18 protein-coding genes are annotated in these 18,844 nt (G+C 66.0%); 6 read left to right on the top strand and 12 right to left on the bottom strand.

Annotated features, from left to right (window positions below; translation table 11 throughout):
• Window positions 1–107 precede the first annotated feature (107 nt).
• Complete coding sequence (locus CAG31_RS15175; RefSeq protein ID WP_085582462.1) at window positions 108–779, bottom strand: DUF3313 domain-containing protein; 672 nt, start codon at window positions 777–779, stop codon at window positions 108–110.
• 202 nt (window positions 780–981) lie between these two features.
• Here CAG31_RS15175 and CAG31_RS15170 point away from each other — a divergent pair, with 202 nt between their 5' ends.
• Entirely contained in the window at window positions 982–3,318 is a 2,337-nt protein-coding gene (locus CAG31_RS15170) for a tetratricopeptide repeat protein (RefSeq protein ID WP_085582460.1), read from the top strand.
• Window positions 3,319–3,426: 108 nt separating this feature from the next.
• Here CAG31_RS15170 and CAG31_RS15165 read toward each other — a convergent pair whose 3' ends face one another.
• From CAG31_RS15165 to CAG31_RS15155, 3 genes are all read right to left on the bottom strand, one after another.
• Window positions 3,427–4,401, bottom strand: coding sequence for a hypothetical protein (locus CAG31_RS15165; RefSeq protein ID WP_085582458.1), 975 nt, complete (start codon window positions 4,399–4,401; stop codon window positions 3,427–3,429).
• 143 nt (window positions 4,402–4,544) lie between these two features.
• Window positions 4,545–5,024, bottom strand: coding sequence for a DUF934 domain-containing protein (locus CAG31_RS15160; RefSeq protein ID WP_085582456.1), 480 nt, complete (start codon window positions 5,022–5,024; stop codon window positions 4,545–4,547).
• A complete protein-coding gene (locus tag CAG31_RS15155; protein WP_085582454.1) occupies window positions 5,021–6,694 on the bottom strand; it encodes a nitrite/sulfite reductase in 1,674 nt (557 codons plus the stop codon). Before CAG31_RS15155 ends, CAG31_RS15160 begins: the two co-directional genes overlap by 4 nt.
• A 324-nt stretch (window positions 6,695–7,018) precedes the next feature.
• Here CAG31_RS15155 and ccoN point away from each other — a divergent pair, with 324 nt between their 5' ends.
• The 5 genes from ccoN to CAG31_RS15125 all read left to right on the top strand — a co-directional run bounded on the left by ccoN (window position 7,019) and on the right by CAG31_RS15125 (window position 12,164).
• Window positions 7,019–8,446 (top strand): cytochrome-c oxidase, cbb3-type subunit I, encoded by a 1,428-nt coding sequence (ccoN, locus tag CAG31_RS15145; RefSeq protein WP_085582452.1) that lies wholly within the window; start codon window positions 7,019–7,021, stop codon window positions 8,444–8,446.
• 14 nt (window positions 8,447–8,460) lie between these two features.
• Window positions 8,461–8,682 (top strand): CcoQ/FixQ family Cbb3-type cytochrome c oxidase assembly chaperone, encoded by a 222-nt coding sequence (locus tag CAG31_RS15140; RefSeq protein WP_085582450.1) that lies wholly within the window; start codon window positions 8,461–8,463, stop codon window positions 8,680–8,682.
• 211 nt (window positions 8,683–8,893) lie between these two features.
• Window positions 8,894–10,282, top strand: coding sequence for a hypothetical protein (locus tag CAG31_RS15135; protein WP_085582448.1), 1,389 nt, complete (start codon window positions 8,894–8,896; stop codon window positions 10,280–10,282).
• Between the two features lie 51 nt (window positions 10,283–10,333).
• Entirely contained in the window at window positions 10,334–11,308 is a 975-nt protein-coding gene (locus CAG31_RS15130) for a halovibrin HvnC (protein WP_085582446.1), read from the top strand.
• 163 nt (window positions 11,309–11,471) lie between these two features.
• On the top strand, window positions 11,472–12,164 hold the full coding sequence (locus CAG31_RS15125; protein ID WP_085582444.1) for an aspartate/glutamate racemase family protein: 693 nt from the start codon (window positions 11,472–11,474) through the stop codon (window positions 12,162–12,164).
• A 1-nt stretch (window position 12,165) separates the two neighbouring features.
• Here CAG31_RS15125 and CAG31_RS15120 read toward each other — a convergent pair whose 3' ends face one another.
• The 8 genes from CAG31_RS15120 to CAG31_RS15085 form a co-directional block, all read right to left on the bottom strand.
• A complete protein-coding gene (locus CAG31_RS15120) occupies window positions 12,166–12,681 on the bottom strand; it encodes a GNAT family N-acetyltransferase (RefSeq protein ID WP_085582442.1) in 516 nt (171 codons plus the stop codon).
• 73 nt (window positions 12,682–12,754) lie between these two features.
• Window positions 12,755–13,732 carry a LysR family transcriptional regulator gene (locus CAG31_RS15115; RefSeq protein ID WP_085582440.1) on the bottom strand — a complete coding sequence of 326 codons (978 nt, stop codon included), beginning with the start codon at window positions 13,730–13,732 and terminating at the stop codon, window positions 12,755–12,757.
• Between the two features lie 158 nt (window positions 13,733–13,890).
• The gene (locus CAG31_RS15110; protein ID WP_085582438.1) at window positions 13,891–14,838 is read right to left on the bottom strand and encodes a peptidylprolyl isomerase; all 948 of its coding nucleotides are present in this window, start codon (window positions 14,836–14,838) and stop codon (window positions 13,891–13,893) included.
• Window positions 14,835–15,305: a YbjN domain-containing protein gene (locus CAG31_RS15105; protein WP_085582436.1), complete on the bottom strand. Its 471-nt coding sequence runs from the start codon at window positions 15,303–15,305 to the stop codon at window positions 14,835–14,837. The genes CAG31_RS15110 and CAG31_RS15105 overlap by 4 nt, the downstream gene beginning before the upstream one ends.
• Window positions 15,306–15,323: 18 nt before the next feature.
• On the bottom strand, window positions 15,324–15,953 hold the full coding sequence (locus CAG31_RS15100) for a DNA repair protein (protein ID WP_085582434.1): 630 nt from the start codon (window positions 15,951–15,953) through the stop codon (window positions 15,324–15,326).
• 17 nt (window positions 15,954–15,970) lie between these two features.
• On the bottom strand, window positions 15,971–17,668 hold the full coding sequence (locus CAG31_RS15095; protein WP_085582432.1) for a putative porin: 1,698 nt from the start codon (window positions 17,666–17,668) through the stop codon (window positions 15,971–15,973).
• A 39-nt stretch (window positions 17,669–17,707) separates the two neighbouring features.
• Complete coding sequence (locus CAG31_RS15090) at window positions 17,708–18,415, bottom strand: TonB C-terminal domain-containing protein (RefSeq protein WP_085582430.1); 708 nt, start codon at window positions 18,413–18,415, stop codon at window positions 17,708–17,710.
• A gap of 3 nt (window positions 18,416–18,418) precedes the next feature.
• Window positions 18,419–18,844 (bottom strand): biopolymer transporter ExbD, encoded by a 426-nt coding sequence (locus CAG31_RS15085; RefSeq protein WP_025110048.1) that lies wholly within the window; start codon window positions 18,842–18,844, stop codon window positions 18,419–18,421.

Here is an 18,844-nt window from a genome sequence, read left to right as displayed (position 1 = left end):
CGCGCGTGCAGCGTCGGCAGGCCGGCTCCTGCGATCTTCCGGGAGCCAGACCGAGCGTCAGGCCACAGCGCGGCGCAACGAGCCGCCGCGCATGAAGGCCCGTTCCGTCATTTGGCCTTGAGCTTGAGGTAGGACTGGTGCATGTCCGCCGCCCAGCCGTCGATCACGGCTTTCACGTCGTCGGCCTTCATCACCTGGGCGTCGTTCTCCAGCGGCTTGCCGGTGCCTTTGCGCACCACCTGGGCGACCACCTTGTTGTTGCCGCCGTCGAGGAACACCGCCTCGGTGGCCAGGGTGGTTTCCTGGTCGCGGACGCCGCTGGCGGTGCTGACCGCAGCGGCCACCAGGGCGATCGGGATCACTTCATAGGGCTTGAGGCCTTCGGTCTTGCTGCTCACGGCGGTGATCGCCGCCCGCACCACGATCACGCCAGGGCCCGGGCCGTTGGCCAGCGGCAACGACTTGCCGATCTCACGCTTGAGCGCCTGATCGTAATAGCCGGTGATGCCGTTGAGGGTCTGCTGCGGAATCTTCGCCGTCGGCTGCGGCTTGGGGTACAGCTGGGTCGGTTCGACGTAGACGCTGCTGAACTTGTTGATGTCCAGCTTCGGATCGACCCAGCGCATCACCGTGGCGCCGGAAGGCGACTTGGCCTCCTTCAGCTGGCTGTAGTCCTTGAGGAAGCCGGAGTACTGATCCGGCTCGACGACTTTGCTGGAACACCCCGTCACGGCAAGCGCAGCGACGCACACGGTGCTCATCATCAATGCAAGCTTCATGTCTGTAACTCCTGTCAGAAGGCCGGAAATATTGCTTGAGGGGAGTTACAGGTATAGCTAAAACCGCACGGTTTGCTCTTGCATGCGGCAACATTCGCTCGGGTTCGGCTCCGGCATTTGACAGAAGCCCGGCCTGCGACAAAGCTCCATCAAGCTTGAACGCGCGCCAGACGGCCCCTGCACACGGATCACGGAAGCCGCAATGCCCAAGCCCAAAGACAAAGCCGCGCCGCAGCAGCCTGATGCCTCACCGAACCTGATTTCATATCGTCTGTTTCCTGCCGCCATCGGCCTGCTGCTGATGACCGTGGCGGCCATCGGTTGGTATCTGTTCACCCCCGCCCCGTCGCCGGGTCGGCCTGTGCCCGTCGCCTCGACCGTCAAACCGGCACCCGCCGGACCGGCCACGTTCGTGGACGAGCGCCAGTGCCAGGGTTGCCACAGCGCCGAGGCCAAGGACTGGCAAGGCTCCCACCATCAATTGGCAATGCAGTCGGCGACCGCCGAGACGGTGCTGGGCGACTTCAACGACGCCGGTTTCCAGGGCGAGCACGAGACCACCCGCTTCCTGCGCAAGGGCGATGCCTTCTGGGTCAATACGCCGGGAGCCGACGGCAAGAACGCCGATTTCAAGGTCGCCTACACCTTCGGCATCGCGCCGCTGCAACAGTACCTGATCGACGTCGGCGACGGCCGCCTGCAGGCCCTCGGCGTGGCCTGGGATACCGAGCAGCGGCGCTGGTTCCACCTCTATCCGGGCCAGGGCGTGGACTTCAAGAACCCGCTGCACTGGAGCAAACCAGCGCAGAACGCCAACTTCATGTGCGTCGAATGCCACACCACCGGCTACAGGCGCAACTTCGATGCCGCGTCCGACACCTTCGCCAGCCAATGGAACAGCCTGGGCGTCGGTTGCCAGGCCTGCCACGGCCCGGCGTCGAACCACCTGCAATGGACGGCGCAGAAAGGCGACCTGATCCACGCCGGATTCGCCGAGGACCTGAAGAACCGCGACGCCACCGTCGAGATCGAGACCTGCGCCCGTTGCCACGCCCGCCGCGCACCGCTGGGCGACGGCTACACCGCGGGCAAACGGTTGATGGACGATTACCTGCCCAGCGTGCTCACCCGCGAGCTCTATGCCCTGGACGGCAAGATCAAGGACGAGGTGTTCGAGCACGGCTCGTTCGCCCAGAGCAAAATGTTCGACAAGGGCGTGCGCTGCAGCGACTGTCACAACCCTCACAGCGGCGCACTCAAGGCCCCCGGCAACGGCGTGTGCCTGCAATGCCACAACCCGGCGGGCACGACGCCGGTTCAAGGCGTGGACGGCAAGGGGCTGCAGGCCAAGCGCTACGACGCCGTCGAACACACCCGCCACGCCATGGGCCAGCCCGGTTCGCAATGCGTGGATTGCCACATGCCGGGCAAGTTCTACATGGGCAACGACTTTCGCCATGACCACAGCTTCAGCCTGCCGAACCCCGAGCGGGCCGCCCGCCTCGGCACACCGGATGCCTGCCTGAACTGTCACCAGGGCAAGGACGGCGACAAGGTCACGGCACAGTTCAGGCAGTGGAACGCCTCAAACGGTCCGCAGGCGCCGCGCTACGACGAGAGCCTGCACCTGGTCCGCAACGGCTTGCCGGGCGCCGCCCAGGCGTTGCAGGCACAGTTGCAGCGCAGCAACCTGCCGGCGATCCAACGCGCGACCCTCCTGGCGGAACTGCCGCTGTACCCGAGCGAACAGGCCTTGAAACTGGCGACGCAGGACCTCAAGCACCCCGCCCCTCAAGTGCGCGAAAGCGCCGTGCGGGCGGTCAGCGCATTCGTGCCGCCGGCGGAGCGCGCACCGCTGCTGACAGCGCTTTTGGCCGACCCGGTGAAGGCCGTGCGCATCGCCACCGCCAGGGAACTGCTCGGCAGCGCGCGCGGCGGCCAGGGCACCGCGCAGGCCCGGTGGGACGCGGCGATCGGCGAATACGAAGACGTACAGAAGCACCTCGCCGAACGGGCCGAAGCCAATCTCAACCTGGCCCTGCTGTACCAGGCCAGCGGCCGCAGCGCGGAGGTCGAAGGGTTGCTGCGCGCGGCGCTCAAGCGCGATCCGGACTTCCATCCGGCGCAAGTGACGCTGGTGCAGTGGCTGGAGGCCAACGGCCGACGGCAGGAGGCACAAACGCAGCTCGCCGCCAGCCTCAAGGCGCATCCCGACAGCGCCTTGCTGCAGCACGCCCAAGGGCTGGCGCTGATCCGCGCCGGCAAGCCCGGCGAGGCGATGCCGGCGCTGCGCGAAGCCGCCAGGCTGGAGCCGCAGAACGCCCAGTACGGTTATGTGCTGGGCGTGGCGCTGCATGAGAGCGGCAAGGTCGACGAGGCGTGCGCACAGCTGGAACAGGTGCTCAAGGCGCAGCCGGCGAACCGCAATGCGCGGCTGTCGCTGATCCAGTATTACCTCGACAGCGGACAGGAGCCCAAGGCCCAGGCCGTCATGCAGGGCTGGAAGCAGCTGAACCCCGGCGACCCGGCCCTGAAATGACTGCGGGCCCACTGGATCTGTGGGAGCCAGCCTGCTGGCGATGGCGCCGGTGAGGACGCTGCGGGGCAGAACCAAGGCCTGCACAACCACGGCAGGCCCCGGCCCCGGTCACCAGGACGACGTCGCCCCGCTCCGCAACGCCATCTCCCGCCGGCTGTGGGCCTTCATCGCCTTGATCAGCGACACCGACCCCACCAGCAGGATCGCCGCGCCGAACAGGAAGTCGATGTTGTACAGCTCGAAATCTTTCACCGGCCCCACCAGCACCGTGCGCACCACGGCGATGCCCACCAGCGTGGCGAGGAAGTCGATCCCCGGCTCGTCGCGGTAGAACACGTGCATCAGCGGCAGGCACAGGATCAGCAGGAGCAACAGCACCACCACCTTGAACGCACCCTTGCGCTCGACGCTGAAGGCGCATTCGTGGGGGCCGTAGGCCTTGTAGTCTTCGTCGCGGATCATCGAGTTCTTCTCGTTGATGTACTCGACGCGGTTGTACTTCTGGATCGGCGTGAAGGTGTTGGACATCTCCATCTGCGTGGTGATGTTCTTGAAGCGCAGGTCGATGCGCTCGTTGCCCTTGAGGTAATACAGCACCGGCTTGTAGCCGTAGCGGTAAGTGTCGAAGGGAAACGCGGCGACCTGGCCCTGAACCCCGATGGGGCGCGGCTCAAGCTCGGCGAAGGCGCTCTTGTCGGTCGCCGACAGGTTGCGGCTCAGGGGCTGCACCTTCACCTGTTCGAGGAAGATCGGCGTCACGCCGTAGGACCACTGCAGCGGCTCCAGGCGCAGGCGCAGTTCGTTGCGGCCCAGGTCGTAGCGGTTGAAGGTGCGTTCGGACACCACCACCGAACCGCTGAGCATGAACTCGCCGCGCAGGTTGTTGGTGATGCGCAGGGTCAACTGGTCCTTGCCCAGCAACGCCGCTTCGCCGGACGGCGGCGTGCCGCACCAGGCCCGGCTGTCGCCGGCGCCGCCCAGTTGGCCGTCGCGGTTTTCGTTGAACACATAAAAGTAACTGGCCCACAGCGTCAGCATCAAAAGCAACGCAGTGAGGCCGAGGATTTTTTTGCCCGCAGCCACAAACAGACTCCCTTCTTCGTTCCGTCGTCCAGCCGAAAACCCGCTGGCGCCAAGGACTCTACCAAAAGGCCATCACCGACCCAAGGAAAAATCCCCGATTGAAGGCGGTTCTAGGGGTTTCCCCTGTGCAGGGGTTGCTGTGGCTACCGCCGGCGGAACAGCGGCCGCGGTTCGATCACCGAGCGGCCGTACTGCACGCTCATCCCGGCCAGGCCCTTGAGCGCGTCTTCGGCGCACTTGTCCTCGCGCACGGCGAAGCTGTCGAAGCCGCACTGGCGCATGTGGCTGAGCTGGTCGCGCAGCACGTCGCCGATGGCCCGCAGTTCACCGGCCCAGCCGAAGCGGCTGCGCAGCAGGTAGGCCTGGCTGTAGGCGCGGCCGTCGCGAAAGCTCGGGAAGTCGAGGGCGATCAGCGGCAGCGAGGCCAGCCACGGGACGAGGCTTTCGACCTCGTCGTCCGGGCCCAGCCACACCGCGTGGGTGGAAGGCGACTCCAGCCAGTGGGCCAGCGGCAGAATCAGCAGCCCCGCCGGCCGCGTGCCTGCCGGCTCACGCACGAGCGTCCACGGGTCGTCCGCCACGATCCGCGCCCCGCCCTCTTCCAGCCGCAGCAGATTGTTCATGCCGTTGCCTCCAGCGCCTTGGGGTAGACCCGTTCCTTGAACGGCTCCAGGCCGATCCTCGCCAGCGTATCGATGAACAGTTCCTCGCTTTCGCGGTAGCGCACGAAGGTGGCGATGATCCGCTCGATCACCTGCGGCACTTCGGCGGCGCTGAACGCAGGCCCAATGACCTTGCCCAACGTGCTGTGCTTGCCCTGGGCGCCGCCGAGGGTGATCTGGTACCACTCGCTGCCGTTCTTGTCGACGCCCAGGATCCCGATGTTGCCGATGTGGTGGTGGCCGCAGGCGTTCATGCAGCCGGAGATGTTCAGGCTGATGTCGCCCAGGTCGTGCAGGTAGTCGAGGTCCTCGAAGCGCGCCTGGATCGCCTGGGCCACCGGGATCGACTTGGCGTTGGCCAGCGCGCAGAAGTCGCCGCCGGGGCAGGCGATGATGTCGGTGAGCAAGCCGACGTTGGCGCTGCCCAGCCCTCGCTCCTGCGCTTCGAGCCACAGGGCGTGAAGCTCGGATTTGGGCACGTCCGGCAAGACGACGTTCTGCTCGTGGGCGATGCGGATCTCGCCGAAGCCAAAGCGCTCGGACCAGTCGGCCACCGCGAGCATCTGCTGGCCGGTGACGTCACCCGGCGCGGCAGCCGCGCCCGGTTTGGTCGACAGCACCACGCTGACGTAGCCCGGCACCTTGTGCGGCTGCACGTTGCGCGCGACCCAACGGGCGAACGCAGGGCTCTCGGCCAGGTGCGTGCCGAAGTCCAGGTCGGTGCCGGCAAGCGACCGGTAGGCCGGCGGCACGAAGGCACTGGCGACCCTCTGGTACTCGGCGTCGGTCAGTTGCGCCGGGCCGTCCTTGAGGTGCTGCCATTCGGCTTCGACCTCTTTGGCGAACACCTCGATGCCCAGCGCCTTGACCAGGATCTTGATCCGCGCCTTGTACTTGTTGTCGCGCCGGCCGTGGCGGTTGTAGACCCGCAACACCGCCTCGACGTAGGACAGCAGGTGCTGCCAGGGCAAGCCGTCGCGGATCTGCAGGCCCAGGATCGGCGTGCGCCCCAACCCGCCGCCGACGATCACCCGCAGCAGCATCTGGCCGTCCCGGCCGGGGTAAAGGTACAGGCCGATGTCGTGCATCATGATCGCCGCGCGGTCCTGCCTGGCCGAGCAGATGGCGATCTTGAACTTGCGCGGCAGGAACAGGAACTCCGGGTTGATCGTCGACCACTGCCGCAGGATCTCGGCCAGCGGACGCGGGTCGATCAGTTCGTCCGCCGCCACCCCGGCGAAGGCTTCGGTGGTGATGTTGCGCACGCAGTTGCCGGAGGTCTGGATCGCATGCATGTTCACCTGCGCCAGGCGTTCGAGGATGTCCGGCACCTCCTCCAGCCTGATCCAGTTGAACTGCATGTTCTGCCGGGTGGTGAAGTGGCCGTAGCCCCGGTCGTAGTCGCTGGCGATGCCGGCCAGGGTGCGCATCTGCCCGGCGCTCAGGGTGCCGTAGGGGATCGCCACCCGCAGCATGTACGCGTGCTTTTGCATATACAGGCCGTTCTGCAGGCGCAGCGGCAGGAACTCCTCTTCGCTCAACTCGCCGGCCAGGAACCGGGCGACCTGGTCACGGAACTGCGCCACACGCTCGAACACCAGCGCCCGGTCGTAATCGTCGTACTGATACATCGGCTACCTCATCAGGGTTTTCTGTGGGAGCGGGTTGGGTCGCGATTGCGGTGTGTCAGTTAACACACCGCAATCGCGACCCAACCCGCTCCCACAGTTATTGCTTTTGCTGAACTATGCCGATGCGGCGCAGGCCGTTACAGATTCACCTGAAACCATAAAAACCGTATCAGAGCGCGGCAGATAGCCGCAGGCAGCCTTTAAATCTGATCCGTACAAATGAAAGATTCCTGAGCCTGTTTTGTTTTCGGCAGGGTTCCTACAGTGCAGCCCATGCCGGGCCGGGTGGTCCGGCAAGCCTTTGCAACCGTGGATGAATCGACCATGAGCACAGCAGCAACCGGACAGGCCTACAACTACAAGGTCGTCCGCCAATTTGTCATCGCAACCGTTTTCTGGGGTGTGGTCGGCATGGCGATGGGGGTATGGATCGCCTCGCAACTGGTTTGGCCCGACATGAACCTCGACCTGCCGTGGACCACCTTCGGCCGCCTGCGGCCCCTGCACACGAGCCTGGTGATCTTCGGCTTCGCCGGCAGCGCCCAGTTCGCCGCCAGCTACTACGCGGTGCAGCGCACCTGCCAGGTGCGGCTGTATTCGGACCGGCTCGCGGCGTTCACCTTCTGGGGCTGGCAGGCGGTGATAGTGATCATGTTCATCACCCTGCCGATGGGCTACACCACCACCAAGGAGTACGCCGAGATCGAATTCTCCGGCGCGGTCTGGATGGCGGTGGTCTGGGTGGCCTACGGCGTGGTGTTCTTCACCACTGTGGTGCAACGCAAGACCAAGCACATCTACGTCGGCAACTGGTTCTTCGGCGCGTTCATCCTGGTGATCGCGATGCTGCACGTGGTCAACCACCTGTCGATCCCGGTGGACTGGTTCAAGTCCTACCCGGTGTACTCCGGCGCCACCGACGCCATGGTGCAGTGGTGGTACGGCCACAACGCGGTGGGCTTCTTCCTGACCACCGGGTTCCTGGGGATGATGTACTACTTCGTGCCCAAGCAAGTGAACCGGCCGGTGTATTCGTACCGGTTGTCGATCGTGCACTTCTGGGCGCTGATCACCCTGTACATCTGGGCAGGTCCCCACCACCTGCACTACACCGCCCTGCCCGACTGGGCGCAGTCGCTGGGCATGGCGATGTCGCTGATCCTGCTGGCGCCGAGCTGGGGCGGCATGATCAACGGCATGATGACGCTGTCCGGCGCCTGGCATCAGTTGCGCACCGACCCGATCCTGCGGTTCCTGGTGCTGTCGCTGGCGTTCTACGGCATGTCCACCTTCGAAGGCCCGATGATGGCGATCAAGACCGTCAACGCCCTCTCCCACTACACCGACTGGACCATCGGCCACGTGCACGCCGGGGCGCTGGGCTGGGTGGCGATGATCACTTTCGGCGCCACCTACCACATGGTGCCCAAAGTGTTCGGCCGCGAACGCATGCACAGCACGCCGCTGATCAACCTGCACTTCTGGCTGGCGACCATCGGCACCGTGCTGTACATCGCCTCGATGTGGGTCAACGGCATCACCCAGGGCCTGATGTGGCGCGCGATCAACGAAGACGGCACGCTGACGTACTCCTTCGTCGAAGCGCTGCAGGCCAGCCATCCGGGCTTCATCGTGCGCTTCGCCGGCGGGGTGTTCTTCCTCAGCGGCATGCTGCTGATGGCCTACAACGTGTGGCGCACCGTGCGGGTGGCGGACGTGGCGTTGGCCCATCGCGACGCGCAGATCGCCTAGGCAAGGAGGCGGCCATGTTCGAGATGTTCCTGAATGGGCTGGGGGTGCTGTTTCTGTGGCTGTCGGTGGAGTACTGCCTGCGCCACGAAACCGCCCAAAGCCTCGACGACGCCAGCCTCACGCCGTTCGCCGACGACCCGGAAGTGGCGCGGCGGGTGGAGCTAGCCACCGGCAAGACAGTGAAGGCCGTGGCGCCGGAGGAGGCCAAGCCGGGCTGGGTCAACATGGACATGTGACCCTGCGGGAGCGGGCCTGCCCGCGATGAAGCCGGTGCCGGCGATGGGGGGCTCCCACCGTTTCTGCACAGATCCGGAAAACGACCGACGGTGGTCTTTTCTGCGTACTTTGAGAGGGCACCTGTCAGATCTGACAGGTGCCCGGCCGCGCCTGCGGGTGTTTGATATCGCTGACTCGTCAACGCGATATCGGCACGACAGGAGCGCGACCATGAACACGCCAGACAACAACAATCAGCCGTTGGTCATCGACCGGCCCGCCATTCCCGGCCTGACGGTTCCGGTGGTTCATCCTGAGGCCCCCGACGGCGGCATTGCGCTGTCGCTCATCAGTAACGGCATACTCCGTGTGTCGTGCGATCCGTGGCTGAACATGGCACCGCGCGACTTCGCCGAACTGCTGCTCAATGAATCGGCCACCGCCGCCGTCAGCAAGACCATTCAGCCGGGTGAAGAAAACCTGCGCTTCGACCTGAACCTGCCGGCCGCCCTCCTGCGCGACGGGATCAACCGCCTGAGCCTGCGGGTCACCCGCATCAGCCAACCCGACCCCGAAACCTCGCAACCGCTGGTGGCGCTCTTCCACACCCCGCGCCCCGGCGGCGAAGTCACGGGCACGGGCGACAACCCGAACCTGCTCATGACCCTGCCGGCGGATGTCATCGCCAACGGCGTGGATGCCGCGCGCGCGGCGCAAGGCGTGGCCGTCACCCTGCGCTACATCCACCTGCGCGAACGCGATGTCATCACCTTGAGCGCCGACGGCCGTGAAACCACCCACACCGTGACGGCCGCCCAAGCGGCGGCCGGCAGCGTGGTGATCACCCTGTTCACCGAGGCGTTCTGGCAGGACAACCCCAGGTTCCAGCTCAAGTACCGCGTCACCGACCAGATCGGCAACACCTCAGGCCCGTTGGCGATCTGGTCCGCGACCACCGAGATCGACGTGCACATCCGCACGCCGGCACTGGACCTCAGACCGCCGAAAGTGCTGGAGGCCAAGGACGCCAACGGAACCGTGCTGAACTTCGTGCGCGACTTCTACGAGGCCCAGTACGCCACGGTCGAGGTGAACTACACCGGATCGGCGCCGGGCCAGACCGTGAAAGTGTACTGGGTGGGGCGCAACTCGACCTTCGGCAGCGAAATCCAGACCGTCACCACCGCAGGCCAGACCCTGACCTTCCGTGTGCCCCGCGAGGAAGTGGTCGACTGCATCGCCAACAGCGCGAAAATCTCCTATACCGTGCGGTTGCCGGGCACCCAGCCAGACATACCGTCGAGAAACCTAGACATCAACGTCACCGCGCAAAAGCACCTGCTGGGTGAACCGACTCTCAACGCCAACAAGACAAACCTGCGCGCCTACTACCCTCCTCTGGAAGGGAGCCACAAGGTGCGCATCTCTCTGACGGTGGGCACCATCCGCCACCACAGCGACGAGTTCGGCATCACCCAGCCGCAGTACACCGACGTCGCCGTCCCCCCCGCCTGGATCAGCAACAACCGGGGCAAGACCGGCCTGTTCAACTACACCCTGCACCGTACCGGCACCAGCGAGCCGATCATCTTTTCCTGGTATCTGCGGGTGACGATCTAGGGACGCGCCACACGAAACACCAAAGTGCCCGACCGGGCGAAGGAGCACGTCATGCGCAAAGCCATCGGAATCTTCTTGTTCGTCCTGCTGGCCGGTTGCTCGCAAGTCGCGACGCAGCCGCCGGCGACCGTCAACGTCAGCGCCAGCGGCACCCAGGTGCTCGACGGCCCGGCCATCGTCACGCAGTTGAAGACGCTCTACGGCCGGAAATTCCCCAACTGCTTCAACTCCGACTCGCAGCCGGCGTTCCTCTGCTCGGGGGTGACGCTGCGGGTGACGGTCAAGGATCCCAACAATCAGTACAAGGTCTGGGATCCGAGCCCCAACTCGGTGAAGAACGGTGGCGTCTCGTTTTCCTATCTGCGGGCCGATGCCAATTTCGGACGCCTGGCCTGGGGGCACGGCAACGGATTCATCGTCTATCCGATTTTCGAAGCACCGGCCGACAAGTATGACCTGGATTACCTGTGCTCCTACCCTTACGACGCTTGGACCTGGACCCGCTCGGCGACGGAGGTCTGCGTGGCCCACCCCGACTATCCCCAACAGAGCCAGCTCTGCCACAACGCCGGCGTGACCACGGCGGAGCAGTGGTATGACGTGTGGTCGATCGCCGGCGGCAACCGGAACCAGCGCCAGTGCGGCTTCGACATATCGGATGACCGCAACCAACTCGCGGGCCCGGCGTTCTATCAGTCCATCCGGGCCAGAGCGCTCGCCAACGTGTCCGGGGTCAACGAACACAATGAAATCCTGATCAAGACCTGGTGCGACCCGCTGTCGGCAGACCCTGCCAAGTCGTGCGCCCAGAGCTTCCCGCCGAACAAGTTCCCGCTCATGGCGTTCTTCTACATCTACGGCGGAAGCGATGCCGGACTGGCCGAGGCCCAGTACAACCAAAGGGACTTCTACAACTCGACCGACCCGAAGATCCTCGTGCCGATCATCCGGCTGACGCCGCCCTCCACGCCAGGCGTCGATTCATCGTTTTCCTACGATCCGGCCGATCAAGCTGTGACACCGTAAGCCCGGCGTGCGCCGGGAAACCGCTTCGGGGCGGATGACGCTGCGCAACACTTTGCAACTGAATGGGCGCTACAGTTGATTTGCGCTGGCATCCGCCGCCGAACCGCCGGAAACTCCCCTCAGGCCTGGCGCATCCGCGCAGGCCACAGCCTGAGGACATCCAATGCGCACCATCGGCCTGATCGGCGGCATGAGCTGGGAATCCAGCGCCGAATACTATCGCCTCATCAACCAGCAGGTCCGTGACCGGCTCGGGCCGCTGCGGTCTGCGCAGCTGCTGATGCACAGCGTGGATTTCGGTCCGGTCGAGCAGGCCCAGCACGCCGGGCGCTGGGACGACGCGGCGGCGATCCTGGTGGATGCCGCGCGCCGGCTGGAGGCCGGCGGCGCCGAATGCGTGGTGCTGTGCACCAACACCATGCACAAGGTGGCCGAGCCGATCCAGGCCGCCGTCGGCATTCCGTTCCTGCACATTGCCGAACCCGCCGCCCATGCGGCCCTGGAGATCGGCGCCAACACCGTCGGCCTGCTCGGCACGGCGTTCACCATGGAGCAGGACTTCCTCAAGCAGCGGCTGCACGCCCAGGGCCTGAACGTGCTGGTGCCGGACGAAGCCGAACGCCGTGCGGTGCACCGGATCATCTACGAAGAGCTTTGCGTCGGCGTGATCAGCGAAACGTCACGGCAGACCTATCAGCGGGTGATCGAATCCCTGACCGCCCGGGGCGCCCAGGCGATCATCCTCGGCTGCACGGAAATCGGCCTGCTGATCAAGCCCGAGCACAGCGCCCTGCCCCTGCTCGACACCACCGCGCTGCATGCGCAGGCGGCGGTGGCGTTCGCCCTGGACGACTGAGTCACGCCTTGGGGCGCGGGCGCAGGCGGGCCATGCTCAGGGTGTCGACCCATTGCCCGTCGCGCACGGCGTAGTCACGCAACAGCCCCTCGGTCTCGAAGCCGAACTTGCGGTACAGGCCGATGGCGGCGTCGTTGTCGGCGTACACGGTGAGCTCGACCCGGTGCAGGTTCATCCAGTTGTCGGCGACGTCCAGCGCCGCCGCCAGCAGCCGGGAACCGACGCCCTTGCCCTGCCACGCCAAGGCGACGGCCATGCCGAAACTGGCGGCATGGCTGCGGCGCATCCGCGAGTACGCTTCAAGCCCCAGGTTGCCGATCACCGCACCCTGATGCAGCGCCACCAGCTTCACCGCCCGTTCGTTGTCCGCCAGCAGCCGCTGGCGCCAGACCTCGCTGGACTGAAACGGCATCTGCAGCACCTGCCGACCCACGGCCGGATCGTTGTAGAGCGCGGTGACACCCTCGACGTGGGATTCGTTGAAGCGTTCGAGGTGGATGGCGACGTTGTCAGGCATGGTGGATCCCTCCTGGATCGGTTGCATGGCGGTTCACTCTAATCCGCCACCCATCATGTGATCCAGCGTCAGGCTATTCGAACCATTCCTGCCGCTCGCTGAACGTGTGGCGGATCAGTCCGGCCAACGCCTGCACCTCGGCCGATGCCTGCGACTCGGCATTCACCGCCAGCCACGCCTGCAACCGCATCGGCTCGTCGAACAGCCCCGGCAACGCCACCAGGCCCCGGTCGAAGCGGCCCATGTACATCGGCAGCAGACCGATGCAGGCGCTGCAACGGATCATCTCCAGCATCAGCTCATAGGACTGCATCTGCACCACCCCGGCCAGGCGTTGTTCGACCAGGTTGTTCCAGGGGCGAAAACCGTCGATCTGACGGTCGTGACGCCACTGCACCAGCATGAAGTCGGCCAGGTCGTCGAGGGTGTCCGGGCGCGCCGTCACCCGCGAATAGCGCTTGGCGATATGCGGCAGGTAGTCCAGGGTCGCCAGGCGTTGCGGTTCGTCGGTGGCGAAGGTCGGGCCGGGATGGGGACTGTCGCCGGGGGCCAGCCACAGCACCACGTCGGCGCTCACTGCCCGCAGCGCCAGTTCGCTGTCCACCGAGATGATCTCCAGGCGCACGCTGGCGTTGCGGCGCAGCAGCGCGATCAGGTCGCGGCCCAGGATGTCGTGCAGGATCGACTCGGCCACGGCCAGGCGCACCAGCGGCTGCTCGACCACCGGCAGTTTGCGTTCGTGGGCCAGGGCGATCAGCCGCGCCTGCAACTGCTGGCCTTCGCGGGTCAGGCTCAGGGCGCTGCCCTGGAAGCTGAACAGCGCGCATTGCAGTTGCTGCTCCAACTGCGCCAGTTGCTTGCGCAGCAAGGTCGAACGCACGTTGAGGCTGCGGGCCGCCTGCATGAAGCAACCGCAGCGGGCGCTTACTAGGAAGTATTGCGCCACGTCGCCGTCGAGGGCGGCGGCCCGGGCCTGCCAGGGTTCCTCCTTGTCCTGCGGCCAGCGGTATTCGGGGCTGCCCTGTCGTCCTGCGGGTTCGGTGAATGACATCGATGACTCCCTGTCGATCTTTGTTGTTTGCCTGTGCACTCGTCCTTCGTGGGCGCTGGCTTGCCAGCGATGCGGTCGGCCGATCCAACCTGTCTGGTGACTGACACGCAGCCATCGCCGACAAGCCAGTGCCCACAAGGTTCAGCGGTGGATCCGAATTACCGTTTTCCCTCCAGCACCTTGTTGAGTTCAGCCCCGTCGATGCTCAGCGTCGCGGTGTTGAGCATGCCGTCCAGGTACGCCTGCGCGATCTGCTCCTGGCGCCGGGCGCGCAGGGCCTGGGTCAGTTGGTCACGCAGCTCGTCCAGGGTCGCGGTGCGGGCCGGCTGCAGTTCGGTGAGCTTGATCACGTGAAAGCCCGCCGCGCTCTGCACCGGCTCCGACACCGCGCCGACCTTCAGCCGCGCCACCGCGCCACGCACCTCCGGCACCAGTTGCTGCAACGGTTGCAGGCCGCTGTCGCCGCCCCGCTCGGCCGTGGTGCGATCCTGGGAATACTGGCCGGCCAATGCGGCGAACTCCCCCGGCGCGGCCTGGGCTTTCTTGCTCAGCTCCGACGCCTGCTTGCGCACGGCGTCGAGGTTCTGCGGATCGCCCACGCCGAGGAAAATCTGGCTGACCCGGTACAGCGCCGGGGTCACCCAGTCGGCCTTGCCGGCCTCGTAGGCCTGCTGCAGTTCGGCGGCGCTCGGGTAGTCCGCCGGCACCTCGCTGACCGACCGCAAGTAGTCGCGGAACACGATCTGCTCGGTGGCCGCGCGGGTCTGCCGGGCGACGTCGGGACGCTGCGCCCAACCCTGAGCGTCCGCCTGCTCCAGCACGGCCTTTTCGGCCAGCCGCGAACGGATCCAGCGCTCCAGCGCCTCGCGGTTGCCTTGCAGCTGTGCGCGGGACGCCGGCGGCAGGCTGGCCAACAGCGCCTGCACCTCCTGCGGCGACACCTGCTGATTGCCCAGGCGGGCCAGCGCTGGCCCCGCCTCGGCCTGCATCGACGGCGCCGGCTGCTGAGCGGCGACCGGGTCGCTGCCCGGCCGCACCGCCAACGCCACGGCCACCACCAGCAGCGCCACCGTCGCGGCGCCCATCACCATGGCAGGCTTTTTCACAGCACGGCTTCCTCTTGCGCGGCCGCTTCGGCGTTCACCGCCGGCGCGGCAGCCTGCTGGCTGAAATCACGCAGGTACACGATGAATTCCTGAAGCAGGCGGTCCCACAGTTCCAGGTTGCCGCGCAGGTGCGCCGCGCTGACGCCCGCCGCCACCACCACGTCCATTTCCATCACCAGGAATTCACCCTGCAACGACAGCCTTGCGAAGCGGCGCGAGGCGTTCCACTGCTCGGCCACCCCGGCCGGCAGCTCGCCCTGCACCCGCAGCGCGCAACTAAAGGTGAAGTCCACGAAACCGCCGGCCTCCGGCGCCGGGTTGCCGAAGCGCACCGCGTAGCCGATGCCTTGGCTTGCGCTGAGCAACTGGACGATGCCGTTCTGTTCGGTCCGGTTGACCCGGTAACCGGCGGCTTGCAGCACTTCGGTCAACGAGGCCGGGGTCACGTGGCTGATCAATTGAGTCATGGTCGCTTCCTTGTCAAATCACTGGGCGAGCGCCGTTTTCGGCGCATCGAAATGGGTCTTGTAGAGCTCGTCGCCGAAGCCCTGGGCCAGTTCGTCGAACTTGACCCGGGCGCTGCCCGCGAAGGGCTGACGGATCTTCATCACCTGGGCCACATCGATGTTTTCGTAGGCGGTGAGGATCTCCTTGGCGACGCCGTACATTTGCTGATTCTTGACCGAACATTGCTGCACTTGTGTGTCACGTTCGGCCAATTGCGCCTGAAGCTTAGACCGTTCCGCCTCTTTGGCACGGGCCATGGCCAGCAGCTCGTCATAGGCCTTCTTGAACTTGCCGACCTGCTCGTTGCTGGCGGCCACCTGAGCCTGAGCCTGGCTGTGCAGGCTCTGCTGCTGGCCGGCCAACTGCTCGGCGACGCCCTTGGCCTTGGCCAGTTCGGCGGTCAATTGCTTGATCTGCGCCTGCGCCGCCTTGGCCTCGTTCTGCGCCGCCAACTGCGCGGCGCTGGCCTGGGCCTGCTGGCTCTGCAGGGCCTGCAATTGCTGGGCGGTGCTGCGCAGTTGGGTGCGCAGGCGCTCCTCCATGCCTTCGGCGCTCGCGCCGGTGGCGACCAACAGGCCCAGACCGAGCCACAGAAAACGCGTGTCCATTACCCTCTCCCGGCGCCTCAGAAGCGCGTGTTGATCTCAAGCTGCATGACATCGATGTCGAACGGCGCGCCGTACACCGCCTCGGTGCTCATCCAGCGGCCGGTGGCGTAGACGTTCTTGGCCAGCCCGTAGTTGCCGCCCAGGATGTAGCCCTTGGCGTTGGTGCCGCCCAGGTGGAACGAGGAATCGTTGAAGCCGTCCGGCAAGGCGTCCGGCTGGATGTACTTGTAGCCGGCGAACAGGTTCCAGTCGCCTTGCTTCTTCAGATCCAGCGCGTTGCCGAGGGTGAACTGCACCATCCAGGCGTTGGCGCCGCTCTTGATCTGGCCGTCGCTGCCCAGGTTGTTGACGATCTGCCCGGCCGAGCGCTTGCGCATGTCGCCTTCGTCGTAGCCCAGGTTGTGGATGTAGTTGCCTTGGCCGCGCAGCTTGAAGTCCTGCGGCAGATCCGCGTCCCAGACCAGGTTCAGGTCCAGCAGGTTGAACTCCGACGCCAGGCCGACGAACTGCGGCTGCGGCGTGCCCGCCGGGTTGAGCGGGTTGGGCGTGATGTCGCGCAGCAGGAACACGCTGTTGCCCTTCTGCATGAACGCGGCGCGGGTGCCGTCGCTGTCGCAGCCCGGCTCCCCGGCCCAGGGCCGGCAAGGGCTGGAGCGTTGGCCTTCGATGTCGTCGAAGCGGTAGTACGCCAACGCGCCCTTGAGCCGGTTGTCGCTGTTGATCGCCCACTTGGCGCCGATCTGCGCGCCGTACAGCCACTTGTTGTCGCTTTCTTCCTTGTCGAAGCCGTTGCTGGTGGTGGTGTCGTTGGTGTAGTCCACCGGGAACGCGCCGACGGTGCCGAACACGCCCCAGTCGCGGCTGAGCTTGCGGTCGAAGATCGCCGCTATGCCATCGAAGTTCAGGTCGTTGGAATACAGCATGTCGGTGGACATGAACGGGTTGGCGAAACGTCCGCCGGTCAGGGTCAGCTCATCCGACGGTTTCCAGGTCAGGTAACCCTGGTCGAGCCAGATGTCTTTCTTGGCGAAGCCGCCGCCCAGGTTCTGGGTGGTGGACACCGGGTTGTTGTCCGAGCCGGTGCCGATGCGTACGCCGGCGGTCCACTGCGGCGCGATCTCGGCCTTCATGCCCAACCGGGCGCGCAGGCGGAACAGGTTCTCGCGGTCCTCGCGGGTGTTGAGCAACGGCGGCAGGTTGGTGCTGCTGTTGGGGTTCACGTCGTACGGGCCGTTGTTGTTGAGCTTGGCGAAGTCGACGATCTCGTTGCTGTTGCTGCCCGAGTAGTAGCGCGACTCGTCGCGCAGGCGGATGTCGCCGTCGAAACTGATGCGCGCGACCCACTCCGGAAAGGTGTTGGGCTGGGCCCAGTTCTCTTGCTTGGCGGTGGCCATGACCTCGGCCTTGACCTGATCGCGGATCTGGTCGCGCACCGCGGCCGGCACGTACTGCACGCGCACGTCCCCCGGCGCGGCGACCGGGCCTGCCGCCACGGCGACCGAGGCGGCGGCCAGCTTCGCCTGGGCGGCCTCGTTCTGGGCCTGGGCGATCAGCGCGTCGGCCTTGTCCTGCTTGAGGATGCCCTGCTCGACCAGCAAGCGGATCAGGTTGATCGTGGCGTTCTCCGAAGGCGCGGGCGCTGCCGCGGCCTGACCGACCAGGGTCGCGACGACCATGCCGACCGCCAGGGACAACCGGTTCACGTGGGAAATCATCTGCACACAACTCCTTTTGGCAAATCTTGAGTAATTCGGTCAGCCCGGACGCCGTCCCTGCAGGGACAGGCGCACAGGCAATGTGATGGAGGCCGGCGGCCGTTCGCTCAGGGCCGGCGCGGCACGCAGCGCCGCCAGCACCTGGGCGTCGATGTCCGGTTTGCCGCTGGACTTCGTCAGTTCCACCCGGGTGATTTCGCCGGCGCCGCTGAGCCACACATCGGCCTGCAGCGAAAACGCCAGGTTGCGCAGGTCGGGGTTCTCGCGCAGCAGCTTCTGGAAGGTGAACGCCAGGAACTGGCTGTACGTGCCGTTGCCCAGGCGCCCGCCGCCGGCCCCGGCCATGCCGCCGCCCTTGCCCGCGCCGATGTTGAAGGCGTCGCTGCCGGCCTGGGCGTCGCCGTCGATCTGCATCGGGTTGGCCAGGTCGTCCGCCGGCGACGGCGGCGCTTCCTCCTCGGGCTTGACCTCTTGCGGCTCGGGGGTCGGCTCCGGCTCGACGACTTTTTCCTCCACCGGCTGCTCCGGCTCCGGCGGCTTTTCCGGGGGCGGTGGCGGCGGTGGCGGCAACGGAATGATGGTCGGCACCTTCGGCGCTTCGCGGCGGATGCCGCTCATGTCGTTGGCCCACTGCCACAGCAAATATGCCGCGAGCGCGCCGACGATCAGCCCCGCGCCCCACTTCACGTAGCGCAGCGGCGAGGCCTTCTTCACCGGCAACGGCTCGATCGGGTTGTGTGCGGTCATGGCTCAGCCCTGGCTCGGTTTGCCGGTGACGAGACCGACCTGGGACAGCTCGAGCCGGCGCAACAGGTCCAGCACCTCGATGACTTTCTGGTACTGCACCGTGGCGTCGCCGCGCACGATCACCGGGAAGTCCGGGTTCTGCGCCTTCTCGATGCGCAGGCGCTCCTCCAGCTCCGCCAGGGTCACCGGGTAGGCGTCGAGGAACACCTGGCCGCCGTCGTTGACCGAAATCGCCTTGGTCTTGGCCTCGGACAGCGACACCGCCGCGCTGGCCTTGGGCAGGTTGATCTGGATCCCGGACACCTGGGCGGTGGCGGTGAGGATGAACATCACCAGCACCACCATCAGCACGTCCACCAGCGGGGTGATGTTGATGCTGTCCACCGCTGCGTCTTCGTCATCGTCGTGGGAGGCATTTACGGACGCCAT

Origin of the sequence: Pseudomonas sp. R25(2017) (assembly GCF_002112565.1) — a bacterium.
Classification (GTDB): domain Bacteria; phylum Pseudomonadota; class Gammaproteobacteria; order Pseudomonadales; family Pseudomonadaceae; genus Aquipseudomonas; species Aquipseudomonas ekonensis.
Note: the sequence above shows the minus strand (reverse complement) of the source record. Positions and strands in the feature narration are given on the sequence as shown.

What these genes read in the sequence shown, in the direction of transcription:
- CAG31_RS15155 (WP_085582454.1), bottom strand. Translation starts at nt 6,694, where the DNA reads ATGTATCAGTACGACGATTACGACCGGGCGCTGGTGTTCGAGCGTGTG.
- CAG31_RS15125 (WP_085582444.1), top strand. Translation starts at nt 11,472, where the DNA reads ATGCGCACCATCGGCCTGATCGGCGGCATGAGCTGGGAATCCAGCGCC.
- ccoN (WP_085582452.1), top strand. Translation starts at nt 7,019, where the DNA reads ATGAGCACAGCAGCAACCGGACAGGCCTACAACTACAAGGTCGTCCGC.
- CAG31_RS15160 (WP_085582456.1), bottom strand. Translation starts at nt 5,024, where the DNA reads ATGAACAATCTGCTGCGGCTGGAAGAGGGCGGGGCGCGGATCGTGGCG.
- CAG31_RS15130 (WP_085582446.1), top strand. Translation starts at nt 10,334, where the DNA reads ATGCGCAAAGCCATCGGAATCTTCTTGTTCGTCCTGCTGGCCGGTTGC.
- CAG31_RS15135 (WP_085582448.1), top strand. Translation starts at nt 8,894, where the DNA reads ATGAACACGCCAGACAACAACAATCAGCCGTTGGTCATCGACCGGCCC.
- CAG31_RS15140 (WP_085582450.1), top strand. Translation starts at nt 8,461, where the DNA reads ATGTTCGAGATGTTCCTGAATGGGCTGGGGGTGCTGTTTCTGTGGCTG.
- CAG31_RS15095 (WP_085582432.1), bottom strand. Translation starts at nt 17,668, where the DNA reads ATGATTTCCCACGTGAACCGGTTGTCCCTGGCGGTCGGCATGGTCGTC.
- CAG31_RS15085 (WP_025110048.1), bottom strand. Translation starts at nt 18,844, where the DNA reads ATGGCGTCCGTAAATGCCTCCCACGACGATGACGAAGACGCAGCGGTG.
- CAG31_RS15120 (WP_085582442.1), bottom strand. Translation starts at nt 12,681, where the DNA reads ATGCCTGACAACGTCGCCATCCACCTCGAACGCTTCAACGAATCCCAC.
- CAG31_RS15115 (WP_085582440.1), bottom strand. Translation starts at nt 13,732, where the DNA reads ATGTCATTCACCGAACCCGCAGGACGACAGGGCAGCCCCGAATACCGC.
- CAG31_RS15170 (WP_085582460.1), top strand. Translation starts at nt 982, where the DNA reads ATGCCCAAGCCCAAAGACAAAGCCGCGCCGCAGCAGCCTGATGCCTCA.
- CAG31_RS15090 (WP_085582430.1), bottom strand. Translation starts at nt 18,415, where the DNA reads ATGACCGCACACAACCCGATCGAGCCGTTGCCGGTGAAGAAGGCCTCG.
- CAG31_RS15175 (WP_085582462.1), bottom strand. Translation starts at nt 779, where the DNA reads ATGAAGCTTGCATTGATGATGAGCACCGTGTGCGTCGCTGCGCTTGCC.
- CAG31_RS15105 (WP_085582436.1), bottom strand. Translation starts at nt 15,305, where the DNA reads ATGACTCAATTGATCAGCCACGTGACCCCGGCCTCGTTGACCGAAGTG.
- CAG31_RS15100 (WP_085582434.1), bottom strand. Translation starts at nt 15,953, where the DNA reads ATGGACACGCGTTTTCTGTGGCTCGGTCTGGGCCTGTTGGTCGCCACC.